General features: G+C 67.0%; 11 protein-coding genes. 6 read left to right on the top strand and 5 right to left on the bottom strand.

The window, feature by feature from the left end; genetic code table 11:
* Positions 1-3 precede the first annotated feature (3 nt).
* From wzy to DAI17_RS12605, 4 genes are all read left to right on the top strand, one after another.
* Positions 4-1,338: an O-antigen polysaccharide polymerase Wzy gene (gene wzy / locus DAI17_RS12620; RefSeq protein ID WP_107773481.1), complete on the top strand. Its 1,335-nt coding sequence runs from the start codon at positions 4-6 to the stop codon at positions 1,336-1,338.
* Between the two features lie 8 nt (positions 1,339-1,346).
* Positions 1,347-2,405 carry a glycosyltransferase gene (locus DAI17_RS12615; protein ID WP_107773479.1) on the top strand — a complete coding sequence of 353 codons (1,059 nt, stop codon included), beginning with the start codon at positions 1,347-1,349 and terminating at the stop codon, positions 2,403-2,405.
* 7 nt (positions 2,406-2,412) lie between these two features.
* On the top strand, positions 2,413-3,879 hold the full coding sequence (locus DAI17_RS12610; protein ID WP_107773477.1) for a lipopolysaccharide biosynthesis protein: 1,467 nt from the start codon (positions 2,413-2,415) through the stop codon (positions 3,877-3,879).
* A 201-nt stretch (positions 3,880-4,080) separates the two neighbouring features.
* On the top strand, positions 4,081-4,590 hold the full coding sequence (locus tag DAI17_RS12605; RefSeq protein WP_107773475.1) for an acyltransferase: 510 nt from the start codon (positions 4,081-4,083) through the stop codon (positions 4,588-4,590).
* Positions 4,591-4,944: 354 nt separating this feature from the next.
* Here the strand turns inward: DAI17_RS12605 and DAI17_RS12600 are convergent, their stop codons facing one another.
* A complete protein-coding gene (locus tag DAI17_RS12600; RefSeq protein WP_159081514.1) occupies positions 4,945-10,623 on the bottom strand; it encodes a peroxidase family protein in 5,679 nt (1,892 codons plus the stop codon).
* A gap of 241 nt (positions 10,624-10,864) precedes the next feature.
* On the opposite strand from DAI17_RS12600, the gene DAI17_RS12595 reads away from it, so the two are divergent.
* The gene (locus DAI17_RS12595; protein WP_159081513.1) at positions 10,865-12,310 is read left to right on the top strand and encodes an AfsR/SARP family transcriptional regulator; all 1,446 of its coding nucleotides are present in this window, start codon (positions 10,865-10,867) and stop codon (positions 12,308-12,310) included.
* Between the two features lie 41 nt (positions 12,311-12,351).
* Here DAI17_RS12595 and DAI17_RS12590 read toward each other — a convergent pair whose 3' ends face one another.
* The 3 genes from DAI17_RS12590 to dtd all read right to left on the bottom strand — a co-directional run bounded on the left by DAI17_RS12590 (position 12,352) and on the right by dtd (position 15,309).
* Positions 12,352-13,641 (bottom strand): sulfate adenylyltransferase subunit 1, encoded by a 1,290-nt coding sequence (locus tag DAI17_RS12590; protein WP_107773467.1) that lies wholly within the window; start codon positions 13,639-13,641, stop codon positions 12,352-12,354.
* On the bottom strand, positions 13,641-14,555 hold the full coding sequence (cysD, locus tag DAI17_RS12585) for a sulfate adenylyltransferase subunit CysD (RefSeq protein ID WP_107773465.1): 915 nt from the start codon (positions 14,553-14,555) through the stop codon (positions 13,641-13,643). The genes DAI17_RS12590 and cysD overlap by 1 nt, the downstream gene beginning before the upstream one ends.
* Positions 14,556-14,877: 322 nt before the next feature.
* Positions 14,878-15,309, bottom strand: a complete 432-nt coding sequence (gene dtd / locus DAI17_RS12580) for a D-aminoacyl-tRNA deacylase (protein ID WP_107773463.1) — start codon at positions 15,307-15,309, stop codon at positions 14,878-14,880.
* 22 nt (positions 15,310-15,331) lie between these two features.
* Between dtd and DAI17_RS12575 the strand changes: the two genes are divergently transcribed.
* A complete protein-coding gene (locus DAI17_RS12575; protein ID WP_107773460.1) occupies positions 15,332-16,153 on the top strand; it encodes a BKACE family enzyme in 822 nt (273 codons plus the stop codon).
* Positions 16,154-16,167: 14 nt separating this feature from the next.
* On the opposite strand, the gene DAI17_RS12570 is transcribed toward DAI17_RS12575, so the two are convergent.
* On the bottom strand, positions 16,168-17,214 hold the full coding sequence (locus tag DAI17_RS12570; protein ID WP_107773458.1) for an NHL repeat-containing protein: 1,047 nt from the start codon (positions 17,212-17,214) through the stop codon (positions 16,168-16,170).
* Positions 17,215-17,324 lie beyond the last annotated feature (110 nt).

Genomic DNA, 17,324 nt, shown 5'->3' with positions numbered 1-17,324 from the left:
CGCATGGTAATCGTCTTGGCGCTCATTTACGTCTTTGTGATGAAGGTGGTCATCAGTCGACGGTCCGATGTCGACGGCCTGCTGTCCCCCATAGTGATCGTGGCATTCTCAATTCTCTTCTATACAATCAGTGTCCCCGTCGAACTTTGGCTCCGAGATAGCACTCTTCTGGGATTCACGCAGAAGCACATGACACCGACGATCGCCGAGCGGAGTGTTGTGGCGGCGATCCTCGGACTTATTGCCTTGTACATTGGCTACTCGTCCTTAGCCCGCCGCGCCTATGCGGCTGATTTGCAGAGCAGTTCGGGGGGCGTTCAAACTGCGCGCTTTGTTACGCTCTTGAGCGCGCTCCTTGGCGCCCTCCTACTGTCAACAATCTTCCATGACAATGTGTTGGCTGCTCAGGACTACCTGAGCAATGTCGCCCAAACTGCGTCTGGAGCTGGAGAAACCGGATATTTCCTTGTTAATCGATGGACGTACTTAAGTTATGGAATGTTCGCCTTTCTAAGCATAGCGCGGTCGACCAGAGTGCTGCCATCCTTGATGTGGCTGCTTCCTCTGTGCGCATGGTCGGTTTACTCCAACGACAAAGATCCCCTTCTAGTGGCACTTCTGGCCCTCAGTGGCACGCTATTTTGCGGGCTCAAACGGCGCGATGTCCCTTCGGGGGGCGTGGTCGCTGCGGCGATGGTTGGGGTCCTTGTATTCGTTGGACTCGGGGCGGCCCTCTACGGAGTTGTGCGCGCTGGAGAATCAGTCAATCGTGCTGCTCTGGCTGAGTACTTCAATGGTGGGTTATTCACGAACATTGATCCGGCAGGCCCGAGCGCAGTGCTGGCGGTAGTGCTTCGCCAGGAGCCAGGCACGGGGTCATTTGTTCCGACCATCGTCAATGCATTCAGCCCCGTACCGAGCATAGTTCGGCCCTTCGATGTGGGAGAAGACATCGCAGTCACCTTCGCGCGCCTTCACTTCCCGAACTGGGCGCCTGGCTATGGCTATGGATATAGTCCGATCGCGGAAGGCTGGGGGGCAGCTGGGTATGTTGGGGTTGCGCTGATATTCTTTTTCGTCGGGCTCATGCTAGGTGCTATTCGCAACTGGCTCCTCAAGCCGAGTGAAAAGCATCCTCAAACCGCCGTAGTGAGACTTGCAGCCTACTTCGTCGTGCTCGGCTACCTCAGTTTTACATTCATGCGTGGCACGACGACGAGTCTCCTCTCTAATGCTGCCACCTGTGCTGCACTCGTCGTTCTCCTATCCGTTGTTTGCACTGGAGTCGCCTCGCGGCGGCGCAGTAGTGGGGTCTACCACCGGAGGCGACAGGCTTGAGGATTCTGATGGTCACCACGTCAATGACGACCGGTGGCATTCAGTCGGTCGTCCGGGACTTGAGCGAGCAGCTCGCTTCCGCCGGGCATACCGTGGGTGTCGTGTCCTTGAGTGGTAAGGATGAGGTCGTTACTGCTCCGGGTGTGAAGCGGTGGTGCCTAGAGATCGATCAGGTTGGAAAACACTTCTACAAGGCCCAGCGTGGGGTGCGAACGGTTCTTAGGGAGTTCGGTCCGGACGTCCTGCATGCTCATGCCTTTCATGCGAATGTTGCCTCTCAATTGGCCACCCTGGGCGGCTCGGGCGTGCCGTGCATTAGAACGTTCCACAGTGTCCGCGAGGGTGGAGCTGTGCACCGTCTTGTGGCGCGACTGCCGATGGGGAAGTCGAGTTCCGTGGCGGTGAGTCAGGCCGTGGCGTCCGCGCATGGACTTCCGCGAGAAACAGCTGTGCACTACAACGCGGTCAACTTGGAGAAGTTCGCGTTCAGCGATGAGAGTCGAGCACGCGTTCGCACCGAGCTGGCGTTGGGCGCGAGAGACGTTCTTGCATTGTCCGTTGGTCGGTTGACAGCAGCGAAGGACTACCGGACGTTCGTGGCGGCCGCGTCGATGTCACTTGCTCGCAACCCGAATTTGACGGTGGCGATCGTGGGCGAGGGGCCGATGAGGGACGAGTTGTCGAGGACGATCGACTCGTACGGATATTCGACTCGTATCCGCCTACTTGGTCAGCGTTCGGACGTGCCCGCGCTGATGAGCGCAGCGGACGTCTACGTCCAGTCCTCCGCATGGGAGGGATTCCCAGTTGCTCTGATTGAAGCCATGTCGTCCGGCTTGCCGATTGTCGCAACCGACGTGGGGGGAACAAGGGAGCTCCGCCCTGTCCCTGATCGGCTGCTGAAGGCAGGCGATGCTCCGAGCATGTCGGAGGCCATGTTGGATGCTTGCAGTGCCCTCAAAAATCCTTCAGAGAGGCTAGCCGGTGTAGCTGCCTTGAGTCGATATTCGTTGACTACCTGGACGGCGGGATGGATCGAAGAGTACGAAAAGGCCCTACGCGGATGAGTGCGTAATGAAGATCTTGGCTCGTCCAAACATAACTGAAGTGGGCGCGGGACGAGGACTGTGGTCCGGCGCAGTTCTGAATGCCGCTGCTCTATTGGTCCAAGGTTGCTTGCGTCTGGGGTACACCCTTTCGGCCGCCCGTGTTCTTGGTCCGGCGGAGTATGGCAGGTTTGCACTTGCCTTAGCGATTGCGACGGTTTGTGCCATTCTCTGGCCTGCTTCGGGCGGCGCGGCGTTTTCGAAGTTTGTGTCGCGCGAGCGCGCCCAAGGCGGCGGTGCCCTAGTTCCCCAAGTGGCTCGTCACCTAGTGCGCCGACAAGCCCAGTTTGTACTAATTGCATCCCCTGTAGTAATGACGGTGGCCCTCGTGTCTGGCATTGCCCCGCATGAGGCTGCAGCAGTGGTGATGCTTTGCGTCGGGATTGCTGGTCAAGGTTTCGGGCGTGGCGTCCATGCTGCCTTGGGTCGCTTTGAACGCGAGGCCGTGCTGCAAGTTGCTAGCGGCGCCGTGGGCCTGCTGACGTTTCACGCACTTCTCAGCGCGGGAGTGGCGCCATCCTCGTTCTTAGCAGTCTTCGTCTTGGGCCTCGCCTTTTGCGCGTACAGCTATGCGAGTCTTCCCCGCCTGGCCACGGTTGGTGATTCAAACTCCCGGCTGGGTCGGGAGGTGGATCAATTTGTAATGCTGGCCGTACTGGGGTCACTCGCAAGCGCTGGGACGATCCAGTTCTCGGTCGTGGTATCGGCTTGGATCCACGAGGACCGGGTCGCCGGGATCTATGCGGCTGCCGTCTCTCTGGCGATCCCGCTGAGTCTGTTGCCGAGCGCGTTGACCATGGTTCTCGTACCTAGGATGGCTGCCTACACTCATCCGGAACAAGGGGAACGACTTCGCGAACTGCGAATGCGCGTCACCGTGGCGCTAGGGGCAGTGGCGATCGTCGCGACGCTCCTTGCGGGCGTCATCTTGCCGGTGTTTGTTGGGTTCGTACTGGGCGAAGGCTATGGTGCGGTGACGGCTCCCGCGACTGTTTTGGTGCTTGCTGTGCTGTTGACTAGCGTCGCCTCGCCTAGCATCGTCTTGATGAGTACTCGGACCAATCGCGCAGCGGCGGTAATGTCGCTCGGTGCGTGGGGTGGCCTATTCGTTGCGGCCTCGTATTGGCTCGCGTCAAGCAACGGGCCGCTGTCAATTGCGATTGGCTATCTTGGTGGAACGTGGGTCACCGCCACCGTGGCCGTGCTTGGTGCAGACAAATACGCCAAAGACCGTTCAATCTTAACGTGGTTCGCCATTTCGGCAGCGCTGCCGATGGTGGCCGTCGCGGTATCGTCCGAATCTGAGTTACAGACCCCCCTTCGCGGACTATCTGGAGCGACAGGCGTTTCGGTAGCTATCATATTTCTCTGGCTGCATTGGCGTTCTTCAGGTCGTCGTTCGACAATCGTTGAGGCCGCTGCGAGGGGTGTGTGATTCCTCGCGTTCGCGAGCTTGTTGGAAACGAATGCGCTGGCCAAGCCGCACGGGTTATGCCGCACACTGGGGCGGTGTTGATAAAATCGTGCTTTCACGGTCGGGATCAGCCAAGGTTTCCTCAAGTGTTTGGTCATTGTGAGAGGGACGCATACCTCACCTCCCTCCTTCTGCGCCGCCCGTTGCCGTTAGAATATCGCTATGCGATACGTCTTCATGATCCTCTATAGAGGGTTCGGCATGCGCCTTCCGGCTTCTGGGTCCCGCGGTGGCAGGTATTGGCGGGTCCTCCGTCGGAGGGCCGCGAAACCGCTGTTGGCCTCGATGGGTCGTGACGTCAACATTGAAAAGGGTGCCATGTTTCCCAGCGGGGTTGTCCACGTGGGTGACCGCTCCGGGATTGGGATTCGCTGTCACTTGAAGGGCCCCGTGACTATCGGATCAGACGTGATGATGGGCCCGGAGGTCGTCATCTTCACAACAGACCACGCCTTCAGCGACGTAGGTCGCCCGATGCGTGAGCAGGGGATGCGCGCCGTTCGGGCGGTGACTATCGAGGATGACGTTTGGATTGGCCAGCGGGCCATGATCCTGCCTGGGGTAACGATTGGGAGGGGCTCCGTTATCGCAGCAGGCGCCGTGGTGGTGAAGGACGTGCCGCCGTTCTGTGTGGTTGGTGGCAATCCCGCGAAGATTCTTCGGACCCGTTGAGGCGGGGTGCCGGCACCGTTTGTTCAATGGGCCCACTGCGCTCGTCACATGGCCCTGCTCTGGGAAGCGTCGTGCCCCCTGCAGAGAGAAGGTTATTCAAACGCGAGGACTTACTGTAGCGACATGAGGAATCGGTCCGCGACCTCCTCAGCCGACCGTGTCGTGGCGAGCGCTGCCCCACTTGGGCCCTAGCGGAATGATTCGTGTTCCGCCTCCGCCTCTGGCTGTAAGGCCGAACTTTGCAGGCCGAACGCCGCTGGCGGCGAGTTGTGAGTTGCGCCCCTTCCCCACCCTGATGACGTTGGCTGGGCCGACACCCATGATGGGTGCCGGCCCAGCCGACTTGTCGCTACATCATGGAGCGGTGGTGAAGGTGAAGGTCAGCGACTCCATGGGGACTCCTCCCAGTGATCGGATGCCGTCCGGTCCACCGGTGAGGGTGACCCGGTACTCGGTGCCTGGTGCCAGAGTGCCGGCGCCTCCGCCGTAGGGGTTGAGGAAGAGTCGGTTGTCGGCGTAGAAGGCCTTGGTGAGGGGCACTTCGTCGCCTCCGACGGCGGTCAGTGTTGCGTTCGCTCCGCCGAACCCGGTGATGGGTTCGGAGAACTGCAGCTTCACATCTGCCCCGACGTTGACCCCGGTTGCCCCGGCAGCCGGGGTGTGGCTCACCACGGTGGGGGCACTGGTTGCCGAAGCAGTGGTGAAGGTGAAGGTCAGCGACTCCATGGGGACTCCTCCCAGTGATCGGATGCCGTCCGGTCCACCGGTGAGGGTGACCCGGTACTCGGTGCCTGGTGCCAGATTGCCCGCGCCTCCGCCGTAGGGGTTGAGGAAGAGTCGGTTGTCGGCGTAGAAGCCCTTGGTGAGGGGCACTTCGTCGCCTCCGACGGCGGTCAGTGTTGCGTTCGCTCCGCCGAACCCGGTGATGGGTTCGGAGAACTGCAGCTTCACATCTGCCCCGACGTTGACATCGCTCGCCCCTGCTGCCGGCGTGTGGCTCACCACGACGGGAGGAGCCCCCGTGAAGCTCACCGGACCCATCAGCTCCGACGCAGCACCCGTGCCGGTCTCGTTCACCGCAGCAACGGTGAACGTGTAGTCGATGGCGGGGTTCGTGTCGAGGCCGTCGACCAGCAGGTTGGTGGCGTTGGCACCCGCGGTGCGGGTGTCGAACACCTCTCCGTCGGCGTACACGGTGACCTCGTAGCCGGTGATCTCCGCACCTCCGTCGTCGATCGGCCGCGTCCAGGAGACCCGGATGGTGCCGTCGCCGTCGATGACCGCGGTGTTGCTGATCGGTGCCGTCGGGGCCACCGGTGCGGGAGCGGGCTCGGCAACCGGGTTCTCGGTCGGGAGCGACGCTGCCTCCTCGGCGGTGCCGTGGTCGTCGGTGTAGCTGGCGACCACCCGGAGGTACTTGCCCAGGTCGTCGGCGTGCGGCACGTAGCCCGTCACTGTGAACGGGTTGGTGGCCACGACCTCCCACGTGCCGGCCTCGCCGGTGTCGGAGACCTGCCAGATCCACTGCAGGGTCTCACCAGCCTCGGCGAGACCGTCCTGGTCCTGGAGACCCGACGCGCGGACCACCTGGCCGACCGTCGGGCTCTGCGTGCTGAGCACCGGCGGGATGGGCGCGTCCTGGACGTTGCCCACGGCCTCGGTCGTCGTCGGCGACTGGATCGTCCTCAGGACGCCCTGGTCGTCGAGGAAGGTGACCTCGACCCGGAGGAGGTTGTCCACCTCGAAGTCACCGGGGGTGAAGGTGACCTCGCACTCGAGGTTGTCGTCGCCGTTGGGGGCACAGCTCTGCGGGTTCTGGACGGTGGTCGCCAGCCAGCCCGCCGCAGCGTTGATGTCCTCCTCCTCGGCCATCATCCAGCGGAACTGGATGTTGGTCGGGTTGTCGACCGTGTTGTCGCCGTCGAAGACGACCCGCGCGGTGATCGGCTGGTCCTCCGTCGCCGGCGGCTCGTAGTCGAGCGATGCGGTGCCGTAGCTGCCGCACGCCTCCATCGGCTCCGGGCCCAGGACGAAGCACCCGTTGTCGAACTGGAGGAGCTCGATGTTGCGGAGGATGTCCGAGCCCTCCGCCTCCTCGGCCTCGGTGTCGGTGTTGTCGTGGGCGACCTGCCAGTAGCCGTCACCCATGTCGGTCACCGTGTACTGCGAGCTGGGCGCGCCGTACACCGCGATGTCGTTGTCACCCTCCGTGGGGCTCTCCACGACCTGACGGACGATCTGAATGTCGCCGGGGTTGATCGTGCCGTTGAAGATCCCGTTCTGGAGCGCCGTGGCGCTCGGGCTGTTGTAGCGGGTGCCGTTGACCCTGACGAAGACGTCGAGCATGGCGTCACCGTCCAGGAAGTCGTCACCGACCCGGCCCTGCAGCATGTCGCTGCCGGCGCCGCCCACAAGGAGGTTGCTGACACCGTCGGTGTCGAAACCGGCCTCCTGCACCATGAAGCGCTGGGCGTAGTTGGTGGCGTGACCCGGGTCGAGCATGTCCTCGAGGCCGTTGATGAGGTCCAGGGACTTCTGGGTCATCTTGTGCTCGTCGAGGTTGGCCACGTCGTCGATCGTGGTGCCCATGCCACGGATGACGTCGTCGCCCGCGCCACCGGACACGCCCTCGACCAGGTCGAAGCGGTCACGGATCGCCTGGTTGTCGGGACGCTGGAGCGTGGTGAACAGCAGGTCCACGTCGACGCCGGTGGTGTCACCGCGGTAGGTGACCCAGTCGTAGCCGCCGAGGCCCTCCATCCGGTCGGTGCCCTGCGGGCGACCGATCAGGATGTCGTCGCCACCCTCTCCCTCGATGTCGTCGTTGCCGGCACCGCCGTCGACGATGTCGTTGCCGCCGTGCGGGTTGGCCTGGAACTGGTCGGCGTTGTCGCCCTGGAGGAGGTCGGCGTGGGCGCCACCCTCGATCCAGTCGTCGTGCTCGCCGCCGAAGACCGTGTCACGACCGCCGCCGCCGACGATGACGTCGCGACCGGTGCCCGCGAACACCGTCTTGAAGTCGTTGCCGGTGTTGACGAAGTCGTGGCCGTGGCCGCCGAGGACGAGGTCGTCGCCGGAGCCCGCCTTGATCGCGTCGTTGCCCCAGCCGCCCTTGATGTTGTCATCACCGAAGGTGTCGGTGAGGATGTCGTCGTCGGCACCGCCGAGGAGGCTGTCGTTGCCGGAGCCGCCCTCGATGCGGTCCCTGCCGGCGTAGCCCCACAGGGCGTCATCACCCTGGCCGGCCCGGATCTTGTCGTTGGTGGCAGGCATGTCGCCGGTCCGCAGACCGTGGATCTCGACGTGCTCGTCACCGTCCCAGCGGTAGGTCCCGTCGGCCATCCGGACCAGGCCCTCGGGCCACGGGTCGGGCAGGTTCTCCAGGTCGATGAACGGGTCCTGCACCGCGAAGATGTCCGCGGGGAGCAGGGTGGCGTCCGTGTTGCGCTGGATGAGACCGGCGAACGAGTTCGCCTCCAGGGCGGCGAAGAGCTGGTTGCCCTGGTTGCGGAACAGGTAGTAGAACCGGTCGCCGAACTGCAGGTCCTCGATCTGCTTCTCGAAGACGTAGTTGAACGTCGAGCCGAGCATGCCGCCGAAGGGCTCGAGCGCCTCGGCGAGGCCGCCCATCCAGAAGTCGACCTCCTCGAGACCGGTGGTGGTCTGACCGTTCTGGTCGGCCCACGCGCCGGTGCCGTTCATGAAGTCGAGCCGGTCGGCCGGCTCGCCCTCACCGCCGTTGACGATCAGGTTGGCGGCCTCGCGCTTGCCGGCGACGGTCGAGACGCTGGTGATGGTCTCGTGCTTGCCGTACGCCGCGACGAAGTTGACCAGCGACGCGTTGGGGCTGGCCGACTCGCGACCGAAGTTGTCGCCGTTCTTCATGCCCAGGCCGAAGTCGACCCAGTTGTCGTAGGGCTCCAGCATCGGGTCGCCGCTCTCCTCGAAGAAGACCTTCCGCGCGACCTGCAGCGGGGGCACGGCCGCGTCCCGGGCGCGCACCATGTTGATGGTCGCCAGGTCGAGCGGCAGGCCGAGCAGGTTGTTGCGCAGCGTGTCGATGACGTGCTCGTCGATCTGGCCGCCCACCTGGTTGGTGGTGCCGTTGATGACCGCACCGGCCGCCTGGTCGGGCGTCAGTGCGCCGTCGTTATCGTAGGTCCGCGGGTCGAGGAAGCCCTCGAGCAGGCTGACGTCCTCCACCCCGGGGACGCCGGGCAGCCGGCGCTGGATGTCCTCGGTGAGCATCGAGTGACCGAACCGGTAGACGACGTGGGCGTACTCGGCGGTGATGGCCGGGTCGATCGTCGCGTCGTAGCTGTTCTCGTTGAAGACGATCGCGTCGATCGCGGGCTGCACCTTGCGGGCGAACTCCTCGAACACGAGGTGCTGGTACTGCATCTCGGTCGGGAACCGGGCCGCCTGGAAGAGTCGCTGCTCGTAGGTCCAGTCGTCGGCCTCCGGCCCGTCGGGGAGCGGCTGGCCGAGGAGCTCCTTGTAGGTGTTCTGCTCGCCCATGAAGGCGAGCTTGAGCTGCTCGTTCTCCGGCTTGTCGAGGATGTCCTCGATCGCCTGCGCCATCCGGTTGTGCTCGGAGTGGAACACGTGGTGGACGGACGTCAGGCCGATGTTCTCGTTGCCGCGACCGTCACCGGTGACGAAGTGCTCGTCGAGGGTGACGTTGTCGTAGCCGCTCAGGTCGTTGCGGGCCGGCGTGGCGCCGTGCGCGATGTCGTCGAGGAAGGCGTGGTTGGTCCGCGCCGACCCGTCGGTCGAGATCGGGCTGGTCGGGTCGCCCTCGACCTCGGTGCCGTCCGCCATCTGCAGGACGGGGAAACCGTTCTCGCCGGGGATGAAGTTGCCGTAGGGGTCGACGTCGACCTGCGGGACGTTGGTGACGTCCGGGAAGTCGTTGTTGTCCTCGGTGGGCTCCTCACCCGGGGCCAGGTTGGAGCCGAGCTGGATGCCGAGCACCTCCCGCGCCTGCCGCTTGACGTCGGCCCAGGTGGCGAGGCCGCCGGTACCGCCGCCAGGAAGGGTGCCGTCGAGGAGGCGGCCGGTGTCCACGGGTACGTCGGGCGTGCCCGCGTCGCCGTCGTGGTCGCGGAGCTCGTACTCACGCAGGAACACCTGGTGCGACGGGTGCGACGTGTAGGTCTGGTTCTGGTCGATGAACGGCGTCGTCTGGTTGTTGTGGACGTCGTCCTCGGTGCCGACCTCGCCGTCCGGGCCGGGGTAGCGGGTGGCCCGGGTCAGCGTCAGGAAGTTGGTGCGGCTGCCCTCGACGTACAGCGGGTCGTCGGGCCGCAGGGGCACGACCATGTCGCCGTTGCCGCCCTTGTTGACCAGGTCGAGGCCGTGGTCGAAGAACTGGCCGAAGAAGGTGAACCACGCGTTGAAGGGCGCCGAGAGGCCCTCGTCGGGGGCGGTGTTGGGGATGAAGACGTTGCCGTTGCCGTCGATCTCTGAGCCGGGGGTGTTCGCGGCCGCGTTCTGGGCCGCGGGGTTGGCCACCGTCTGGTCGACGATCAGGTTGCTGATGACGCGGGGCTCGGAGTCGTAGACGAAGCCCTTGCTCTGCGAGTAGCAGGTCTCGCCCTCGTCGCACATCGCGGTGTCTGCGGGGTCGTTCGGCGGCGCGCCCTGGGGGGCGGCCTCCGCCTTGCGCCAGTGGACGGGAAGCTTGCGCGGGAAGGGCTGGTCCGCCGAGCCGTACGTCGGCTCGAGCAGGTTGTTGTAGGACCCGTCGACGGTCCGCAGGCCGAGCGGGAGCGCCGGATCCGGGACGCACTTCCCGGTGGTGTCAGTGGGCCGGGCACACAACAGCCGACCGCCGGCCGCGTGGGCCTCGGCGATCTGGATCTGCTTGAGGATGTGCTCGAGGTCCTCCTCGATCAGGACGAAGTCCGGGTTGGTGTCCTTGGCGTGCGCCATCGGGGCGCCGACCACCCCGCCGGTCACCCCGGACATCGCCAGGACCGTGGCCAGGGCGCCGAAGAGCCCTGCTCGTGACTTCCGTGGACTCTTCCCCACGGGTGCTCCTCTTCGACTCATCGCGAGTCCCTCCCTCTGCCAGCAGCACCGCACCGGTGTGCGGTCGACGGCGCAGTCGCGCTCGTCGCGGCAGTCTCGGGACCGCCCTGTCACGGATCCGTGAAACGTCGACGCGGCGTACCCGAAATGAGGTGGTCCACCTGAACTAACGCACGCGGGACCACTCGCACGTTGCAGGGTTCCTCCAGGGAGGACGTCCATGACGGCAACGGGGGAAGTGATGCTGGCTCAGGCACGCCTGATGGGTCGGGTCGAGGTCCGAGGTGCGGACGGGATGGTGGTGCCCGACGCGGCCTGGCGGACGGCCAAGACGTTCGACCTGTTCCGGGTGCTGGCGCTGGCCGGCGGCCGGTCGGTGCCGATGGACCGCCTCCTCGAGCTCTTCTGGCCCACGGCGGACGAGGCACACGGTCGCACGAGCCTGCGCACCGCCACGTCCCAGGTGCGCAAGGTGGTCGGTGCCGAGGCGGTCCATCGCGTCGGCAACGGGCTCGCCCTCCGCGACGTGTGGGTGGACGTCACGGCCTACCGAGGCCTCGCCGCGAGCGTCGAGCAGATGGCCGGGAACCCTGCCCGGGTCGTCGGCCTGGTGGGCGAGGCGGAGGAGCTCTACGTCGGTGACCTGGAGGTGGCCGGCTCCGAGTGCCCCCTGCTCGACGAAGCCCGCGACGAGCTCCGGCGCCTGCGGCTCCAGCTGCTGCTGGCCGGCGCCGAGGCCGCCGCCCGATGCGCGAACTGGACCCGGTCCCTGGAGCTCGCCAGGCGCGCCGCCAGCGTCGAGACGTCGGACCGGTCGACCCGTGCACTCATGCGGGCCTGGTTCGCGGTCGGGGAGACCGCCAAGCCCGTCGAGGAGTTCGAGCGCCTGCGCCGGCACCTCGCCGACGAGTACGGCGTGGACCCGGCGCCCCAGACACGAGCCCTCTACCTCGAGGTGGTCAGCGCCTGCGCCGAGTGGCCCCCACGCCAGACGACGGTCGGGCGCGACCGCGAGATCCAGCAGGTCGTGTCGGCGATGACCGGCTGGCTCATCGACCCGGACGGGCCCGCGGGAGTGGTGTGGCTCGTCGGCCCTCGCGGCTCGGGCCGGGAGACGGTGGCGCGGGAAGCAGCGCGCACCCTGATGATCCCCCTCGCCGACCAGGGCGCCGAGCCCGGCGCCGGCGCGACGGTCGAGCTGCTGCCCGACCAGGGGGCCCTGAGCAAGGGCCTGGCGGCGATGCTCCAGATGCGCGCCACGACCCGCGGCCGGATCATGATCGTGCCCGTCTCCGAGCTGTCGGACGCGGCACTCGGGGACTGCGACGCGGTCGTGCGCATCCAGCCGCTCGACCGCGGGAGCTTCCGGCGCCTGCTGGGCCTCGTGCTGCAGGGCGTCCCCGGCCCCCGGCTGGAGGACGAGCTCTGGGAGAAGTCGCGAGGACTGCCGGGCCTGGCCTGCCGGGAGGCGCGACGCAGACTCGAGGCAGGTGACCTCTCGTGGACCCCGCGAGGAGTCGACACGGTACGGCGACCCACGGCGTACACGAGGACGGTCCGCGCGCTGGCGACGATCCCGTTCGCGCTTCTCGGCCTCCTGGGCGGCGAGGGCCCGGTCATGGCGGAGGCGGACAGCGTCGTCGTCGAGAAGCGCGTCTGGCACCAGCCGGCGACTCCGGTCGCCTGAGCGGGGTCGGGCGTGGCGGTCGACGCCACGCCCGACCCGGATCAGCTGCCGCTGTTGATCATGCCGGCGCCGACGGTGACGCCGGTCGCCTCGTCGATCAGGATGAACGAGCCGGTGGTGCGGTTCTTGGAGTACGGGTCGCACAGCAGCGGCACGGTGGTGCGCAGCTGGACGCGGCCGATCTCGTTGAGGCCGAGCTCCTTGGTCTCCTGGTCGCGGTGCAGGCTGTTGACGTCGAGGCGGTACTGGATGTCCTTGACCATCGCCCGCGCGGTGCGCGTGGTGTGCTTGATGGCGAGCTTCTGGCGCGGGCGCAGCGGCTCGGTGGTCATCCAGCAGATCATCGCGTCGATGTCCTGGCTGGGCTTGGGCGCGTTGTTGACCCGGGCGATCATGTCGCCGCGGGAGACGTCCACGTCGTCGGCGAGGCGGACCGTCACCGACATGGGCGGGAAGGCCTCGGCGATCTCCTCGTTGAAGAGGTCGATGGCCTCGATGGTCGACGTCATGCCGCTGGGCAGCACGACGACCTCGTCGCCCGGCTTGAGCACGCCACCGGCCACCTGTCCGGCGTAGCCGCGGTAGTCGTGGAACTCGTCGGACTTGGGGCGGACGACGTACTGCACGGGGAAGCGGACGTCGACCAGGTCGCGGTCGGAGGCCACGTGGACGTGCTCGAGGTGGTGCATGAGCGTCGGGCCGGAGTACCACGGGGTGTTCTCCGAGCGCGTGACCACGTTGTCACCCTGGAGCGCCGAGATCGGGATGACCTCGAGGTCCGGGATGTTGAGCTTGGTCGCGAACTGGGTGAACTCCTTGTGGATCCGCTCGTAGACCTCCTCGGACCAGTCGACGAGGTCCATCTTGTTGATCGCGAGCACCAGGTGCGGGACGCGGAGGAGCGAGAGCAGCACGGCGTGGCGACGGCTCTGCTCGGTGAGGCCCTGACGGGCGTCGACGAGCACCAGGCCGAGGTCAGCGGTCGAGGCGCCGGTGACCATGTTGCGGGTGTACTGGATGTGGCCCGGGGTGTCCGCGATGATGAACTTGCGGGTCGGGGTCGCGAAGTAGCGGTAGGCCACGTCGATGGTGATGCCCTGCTCGCGCTCGGAGCGCAGACCGTCGGTCAGCAGCGCGAGGTCGGTGTAGTCGTAGCCCTTGGACTGGCTGGAGGCCTCGACGGCCTCGAGCTGGTCCTCGAAGATCGACTTGGAGTCGAGCAGCAGGCGACCGATGAGGGTCGACTTGCCGTCGTCGACCGAGCCGGCGGTCGCGAAGCGGAGCAGGTCCATCTGGCCGTGGTCGGGCACGGTCTGGGGGGAGTCAGCCATCAGAAGTAGCCTTCCTTCTTGCGGTCTTCCATGGCCGCCTCGGAGAAACGGTCGTCACCGCGGGTCGCGCCGCGCTCGGTGACCCGGGCGATGGCGATCTCGTCGATGATCTCGGCGGTGGTCGCCGCGGTCGACTCCACGCAACCGGTCTGCGACTTGTCGCCGACGGTGCGGAAGCGGACCATCTTGGTCTCGGGCGTCTCGTTGCCCTTGGGCTGGACGGCGTCGGAGACCGACAGCCACATGCCGTCGCGGAGGATGACCTCGCGCTCGTGGGCGAAGTAGATCGAGGGGATCTCGATCTGCTCGCGGTCGATGTAGTGCCAGATGTCCAGCTCGGTCCAGTTGGAGAGCGGGAAGACGCGCATGTGCTCGCCCGGGTGGATGCGACCGTTGTAGAGGCTCCACAGCTCGGGGCGCTGCATCTTGGGGTCCCACTGGCCGAACTCGTCGCGGTGGGAGTAGACGCGCTCCTTGGCGCGGGCCTTCTCCTCGTCGCGGCGACCGCCACCGAAGGCGGCGGTGAAGCCGTTCTCCTCGATGGCGTTGAGCAGGGCGCCGATCTGCTGGCGGTTGCGCGAGGTCTTGCCGTCGTCGACGACGATGCCCTGGGCAATGGCGTCCTCGACGCTCGCGACGTGCAGGCGGGCACCGAGCCGGTTGACCCAGTTGTCGCGGGTCTCGAGGACCTCGTCGAAGTCCAGGCCGGTGTCGACCTGGAGCAGCGGGAACGGCAGCTTGGAGGGGTAGAACGCCTTCTCCGCGAGGCGGAGCATGACGATCGAGTCCTTGCCACCGGAGAACATCAGGACCGGCTTCTCGAACTCGGCGGCGACCTCACGGAAGATGTGGATCGACTCCGCCTCGAGCTGGTCCAGCTGGCTCAGCTGGTAGTCGGCGTGCGTTTGGGTCATGACAGACGGGGGGCCTCTCTAGGGACAGCAGCCCACATCGTAGCCATCGGGCTGCCGATCCCCGGCATCACGCTCACCGTGACGCTCCGGACGTCCTCGACGGCTGTGCGGCGGCGTGCGCGGCCCGGTCCGCCCGTCGGGGTGAAACAGCCTCCAGACATCGTCTAGGAACTCTCAATCCCGCCGTCCGTGTCGGGACTGCGGGACAGCATCTGCGTCATGAAGAACGGGGTGCGCAGGATCTATCGACGAGCGCGGTGCCGGCTGAAGCACCGGACCTGCCCGCACGTGTCGCGGTACCACCGGTAGGACCGCAGTCTCCTCAGGACGCGGGGGACTCCAGCAGCAGCGTGACCGGTCCGTCGTTGACCGACGCCACCTGCATCTGCGCGCCGAAGACGCCCCGCTCGACGTGGGTGCCGAGGCGTTCGAGCTCGGCGCACACGGCGTCGTACAGCGGCTCGCTCACGGAGCCGGGGGCGGCGGCCGACCAGGTGGGGCGGCGGCCCTTGCGCGCGTCGCCGTACAGCGTGAACTGGCTGACCAGCAGCACGGACGCGCCGACGTCGCCCACGGACTGCTCGTCGCGCAGGAGGCGGGTGTCGCGGATCTTGCGGGCCATCCAGGCGGCGTCGGCCTCGGTGTCGGTGTGGGTGACGCCGAGGAGGACCAGCAGGCCGCCGTCGATGCGGCCGACGACCTCGCCGCCGACGGTGACGGACGCGGACAGGACCCTCTGCAGCACGGCGCGCATGCGCCGACCCTAAGGTGCTCCCATGGCCGAGGGACTGTTGATCACCGTGGCACCGACGGGCGCCGAGACGAGCAAGGCGGACTGCCCGCAGCTGCCCACCACGCCGGAGGAGATCGCGACCACCGCCGCGGAGTGTGAGGCGGCCGGCGCGGCGATGATCCACCTGCACGTCCGCGACGGCGACCACGCGCCGACGCTCGACCAGGCGCTGCTGCGCGAGTGGGTGGCGGCGGTCCGGGAGTCCAGCGACATGGTGGTCCAGCTCTCCAGCGGCGGCTCGGTCCACGACCCGCTCGACAAGCGGCTCGAGGTGCTCGACGCCGGGCCCGACTCGTGCAGCCTGACGATGGGCACGACCAACTTCGGCGACGACGTCTTCAGCAACCCGTGGCCCTTCGTGTGCGAGCTCTACCAGCTCGCGCAGGAGCGCCGGATCGTGCCGGAGTTCGAGCTCTTCGACCTCGGACAGGTGCATGCGCTCGGACGGCTGCTGAAGACCTACGGGCTGCCGCACGGCGGCAAGGTGCACTGCGACTTCGTGATGGGCGTGCCCGGCGGCATGCCCGGCACCGCCGACGCGCTGGTGGCCGGGGTCGCGATGCTGCCGCCGGAGGTCACCTCCTGGTCGGCCACCGGCATCGGCCGCACGACCCTCGCCGTCGCGCTGGCCGCTCTCTCCAAGGGCGGGCACCTGCGCGTTGGCATGGAGGACGTGCTCACCATCGCCCGCGGCGTGCCGGTGGAGAGCAACCGGCAGCTCGTCGAGCGCGCGGTCGAGCTGGGCCGGCTCGCGCAGCGCGAGCCGATGACGCCGACGCAGTGCCGCGAGCTGCTGGGGATCTGACCCCGGTCCTCACGTCAGCGGGGGAGCGGTAGCGGCACCTGGTGCACGGCGAGATGGTCGTGGTTGGTGATCCACAGGGCGCGGTCGGTGGCGGCCACGCTCCCGCTGCCGGGCGGCAGGTCGATCCAGTGGGTCACGGCGCGGGAGTCCGGGTCGATCCGGGCGACCGCGGTGTCGGTGCGCAGCCACACGGCCCCGGCGCCGGTCGTCAGGTCGCCACCGCCGATGGCCTCGCCCGTCACGGGGACGGCCTCGGTCTCCGCCGTCTGGGCGTCGATGCGCGTCACGGAGCCGTCGCCCTGGTTCATCACCCACACCGCACCGAAGCCGACGTCGAGGAACCGTGGCCGGGGACCGGTGGGGATGGTCGTCCACTCGTCCGACGCCAGGTCGAGGCGCTCGACCGCGTGCAGGCTCGTCGGCACCCACAGCGCCCCGAAGGCGGCCCGGACCGCGGTGGCGGCCGTCGGGGCCGGGATCGTGTCGGTGACACGGTCGCCCTCCACCACGGCGATCGTGGGGGTCATGGGATCCACGAGGACGTACGCCGCGTCGTCGTCCGCCCCCACGACTCCCTCCGACACCGGGCTGCCGGGAAGCGGCACCCGGGACCGCACCTCGCCGTTCACCGCGTCGAGGCGCAGGAGGGCGCTGGGTCCGCCCGTTGGCACGAGGACCTCGCCGCCGGACTCCTCGAGTGCCTGGCCGACGGAGCCGCGGACGGGGGTGCGCGCGGTGATGTCGCCGGAGACGTCGTCGTACCGCACGGCTCCCGGTTGCACCCCCGTCACCCAGACCCCGTCGCCGGTCGCGACGGCGAAGTCGGCGAACGGCTTCGCGGGGATCGTGCGGCCGTCGACGTCCTTCAGCGTCAGGGGGTCCGGAAGGTCCCCCTCGGGCAGGTAGGTCACCTCCGGAGTGGCCGTCGCCTCCGCCGCCGCGGTCGGAGGCTCGGTGGACGCCTCGTCCGCTCCCTCGTCGTCACCACCGCCGCAGGACAGCAGCGTGGCGACCAGCGCTGCCGTCAGCGCTGCACGGAGCACGGGTCGGACGGTCGACACGCCACCCACGATCCTCCGCCGCGGTCGGGCCGGGGCGGCCCGGCAACCCGGCCTGACCTGAATTGGGGATGACTAGACCAGACGCGTCATGGACGTCGCGCGCGCGGTGA

The sequence above is a fragment of the Nocardioides sediminis genome (assembly GCF_003047295.1).
In the GTDB taxonomy this organism is placed as follows: Bacteria; Actinomycetota; Actinomycetes; order Propionibacteriales; family Nocardioidaceae; genus Nocardioides; species Nocardioides sediminis.
Note: the sequence above shows the minus strand (reverse complement) of the source record. Positions and strands in the feature narration are given on the sequence as shown.

Coding starts and splice junctions, on each gene's coding strand:
- DAI17_RS12590 (WP_107773467.1), bottom strand. CDS start 13,641: ATGGCTGACTCCCCCCAGACCGTGCCCGACCACGGCCAGATGGACCTG.
- cysD (WP_107773465.1), bottom strand. CDS start 14,555: ATGACCCAAACGCACGCCGACTACCAGCTGAGCCAGCTGGACCAGCTC.
- DAI17_RS12615 (WP_107773479.1), top strand. CDS start 1,347: ATGGTCACCACGTCAATGACGACCGGTGGCATTCAGTCGGTCGTCCGG.
- wzy (WP_107773481.1), top strand. CDS start 4: ATGGTAATCGTCTTGGCGCTCATTTACGTCTTTGTGATGAAGGTGGTC.
- DAI17_RS12575 (WP_107773460.1), top strand. CDS start 15,332: ATGGCCGAGGGACTGTTGATCACCGTGGCACCGACGGGCGCCGAGACG.
- DAI17_RS12605 (WP_107773475.1), top strand. CDS start 4,081: ATGCGATACGTCTTCATGATCCTCTATAGAGGGTTCGGCATGCGCCTT.
- DAI17_RS12595 (WP_159081513.1), top strand. CDS start 10,865: ATGCTGGCTCAGGCACGCCTGATGGGTCGGGTCGAGGTCCGAGGTGCG.
- dtd (WP_107773463.1), bottom strand. CDS start 15,309: ATGCGCGCCGTGCTGCAGAGGGTCCTGTCCGCGTCCGTCACCGTCGGC.
- DAI17_RS12610 (WP_107773477.1), top strand. CDS start 2,413: ATGAAGATCTTGGCTCGTCCAAACATAACTGAAGTGGGCGCGGGACGA.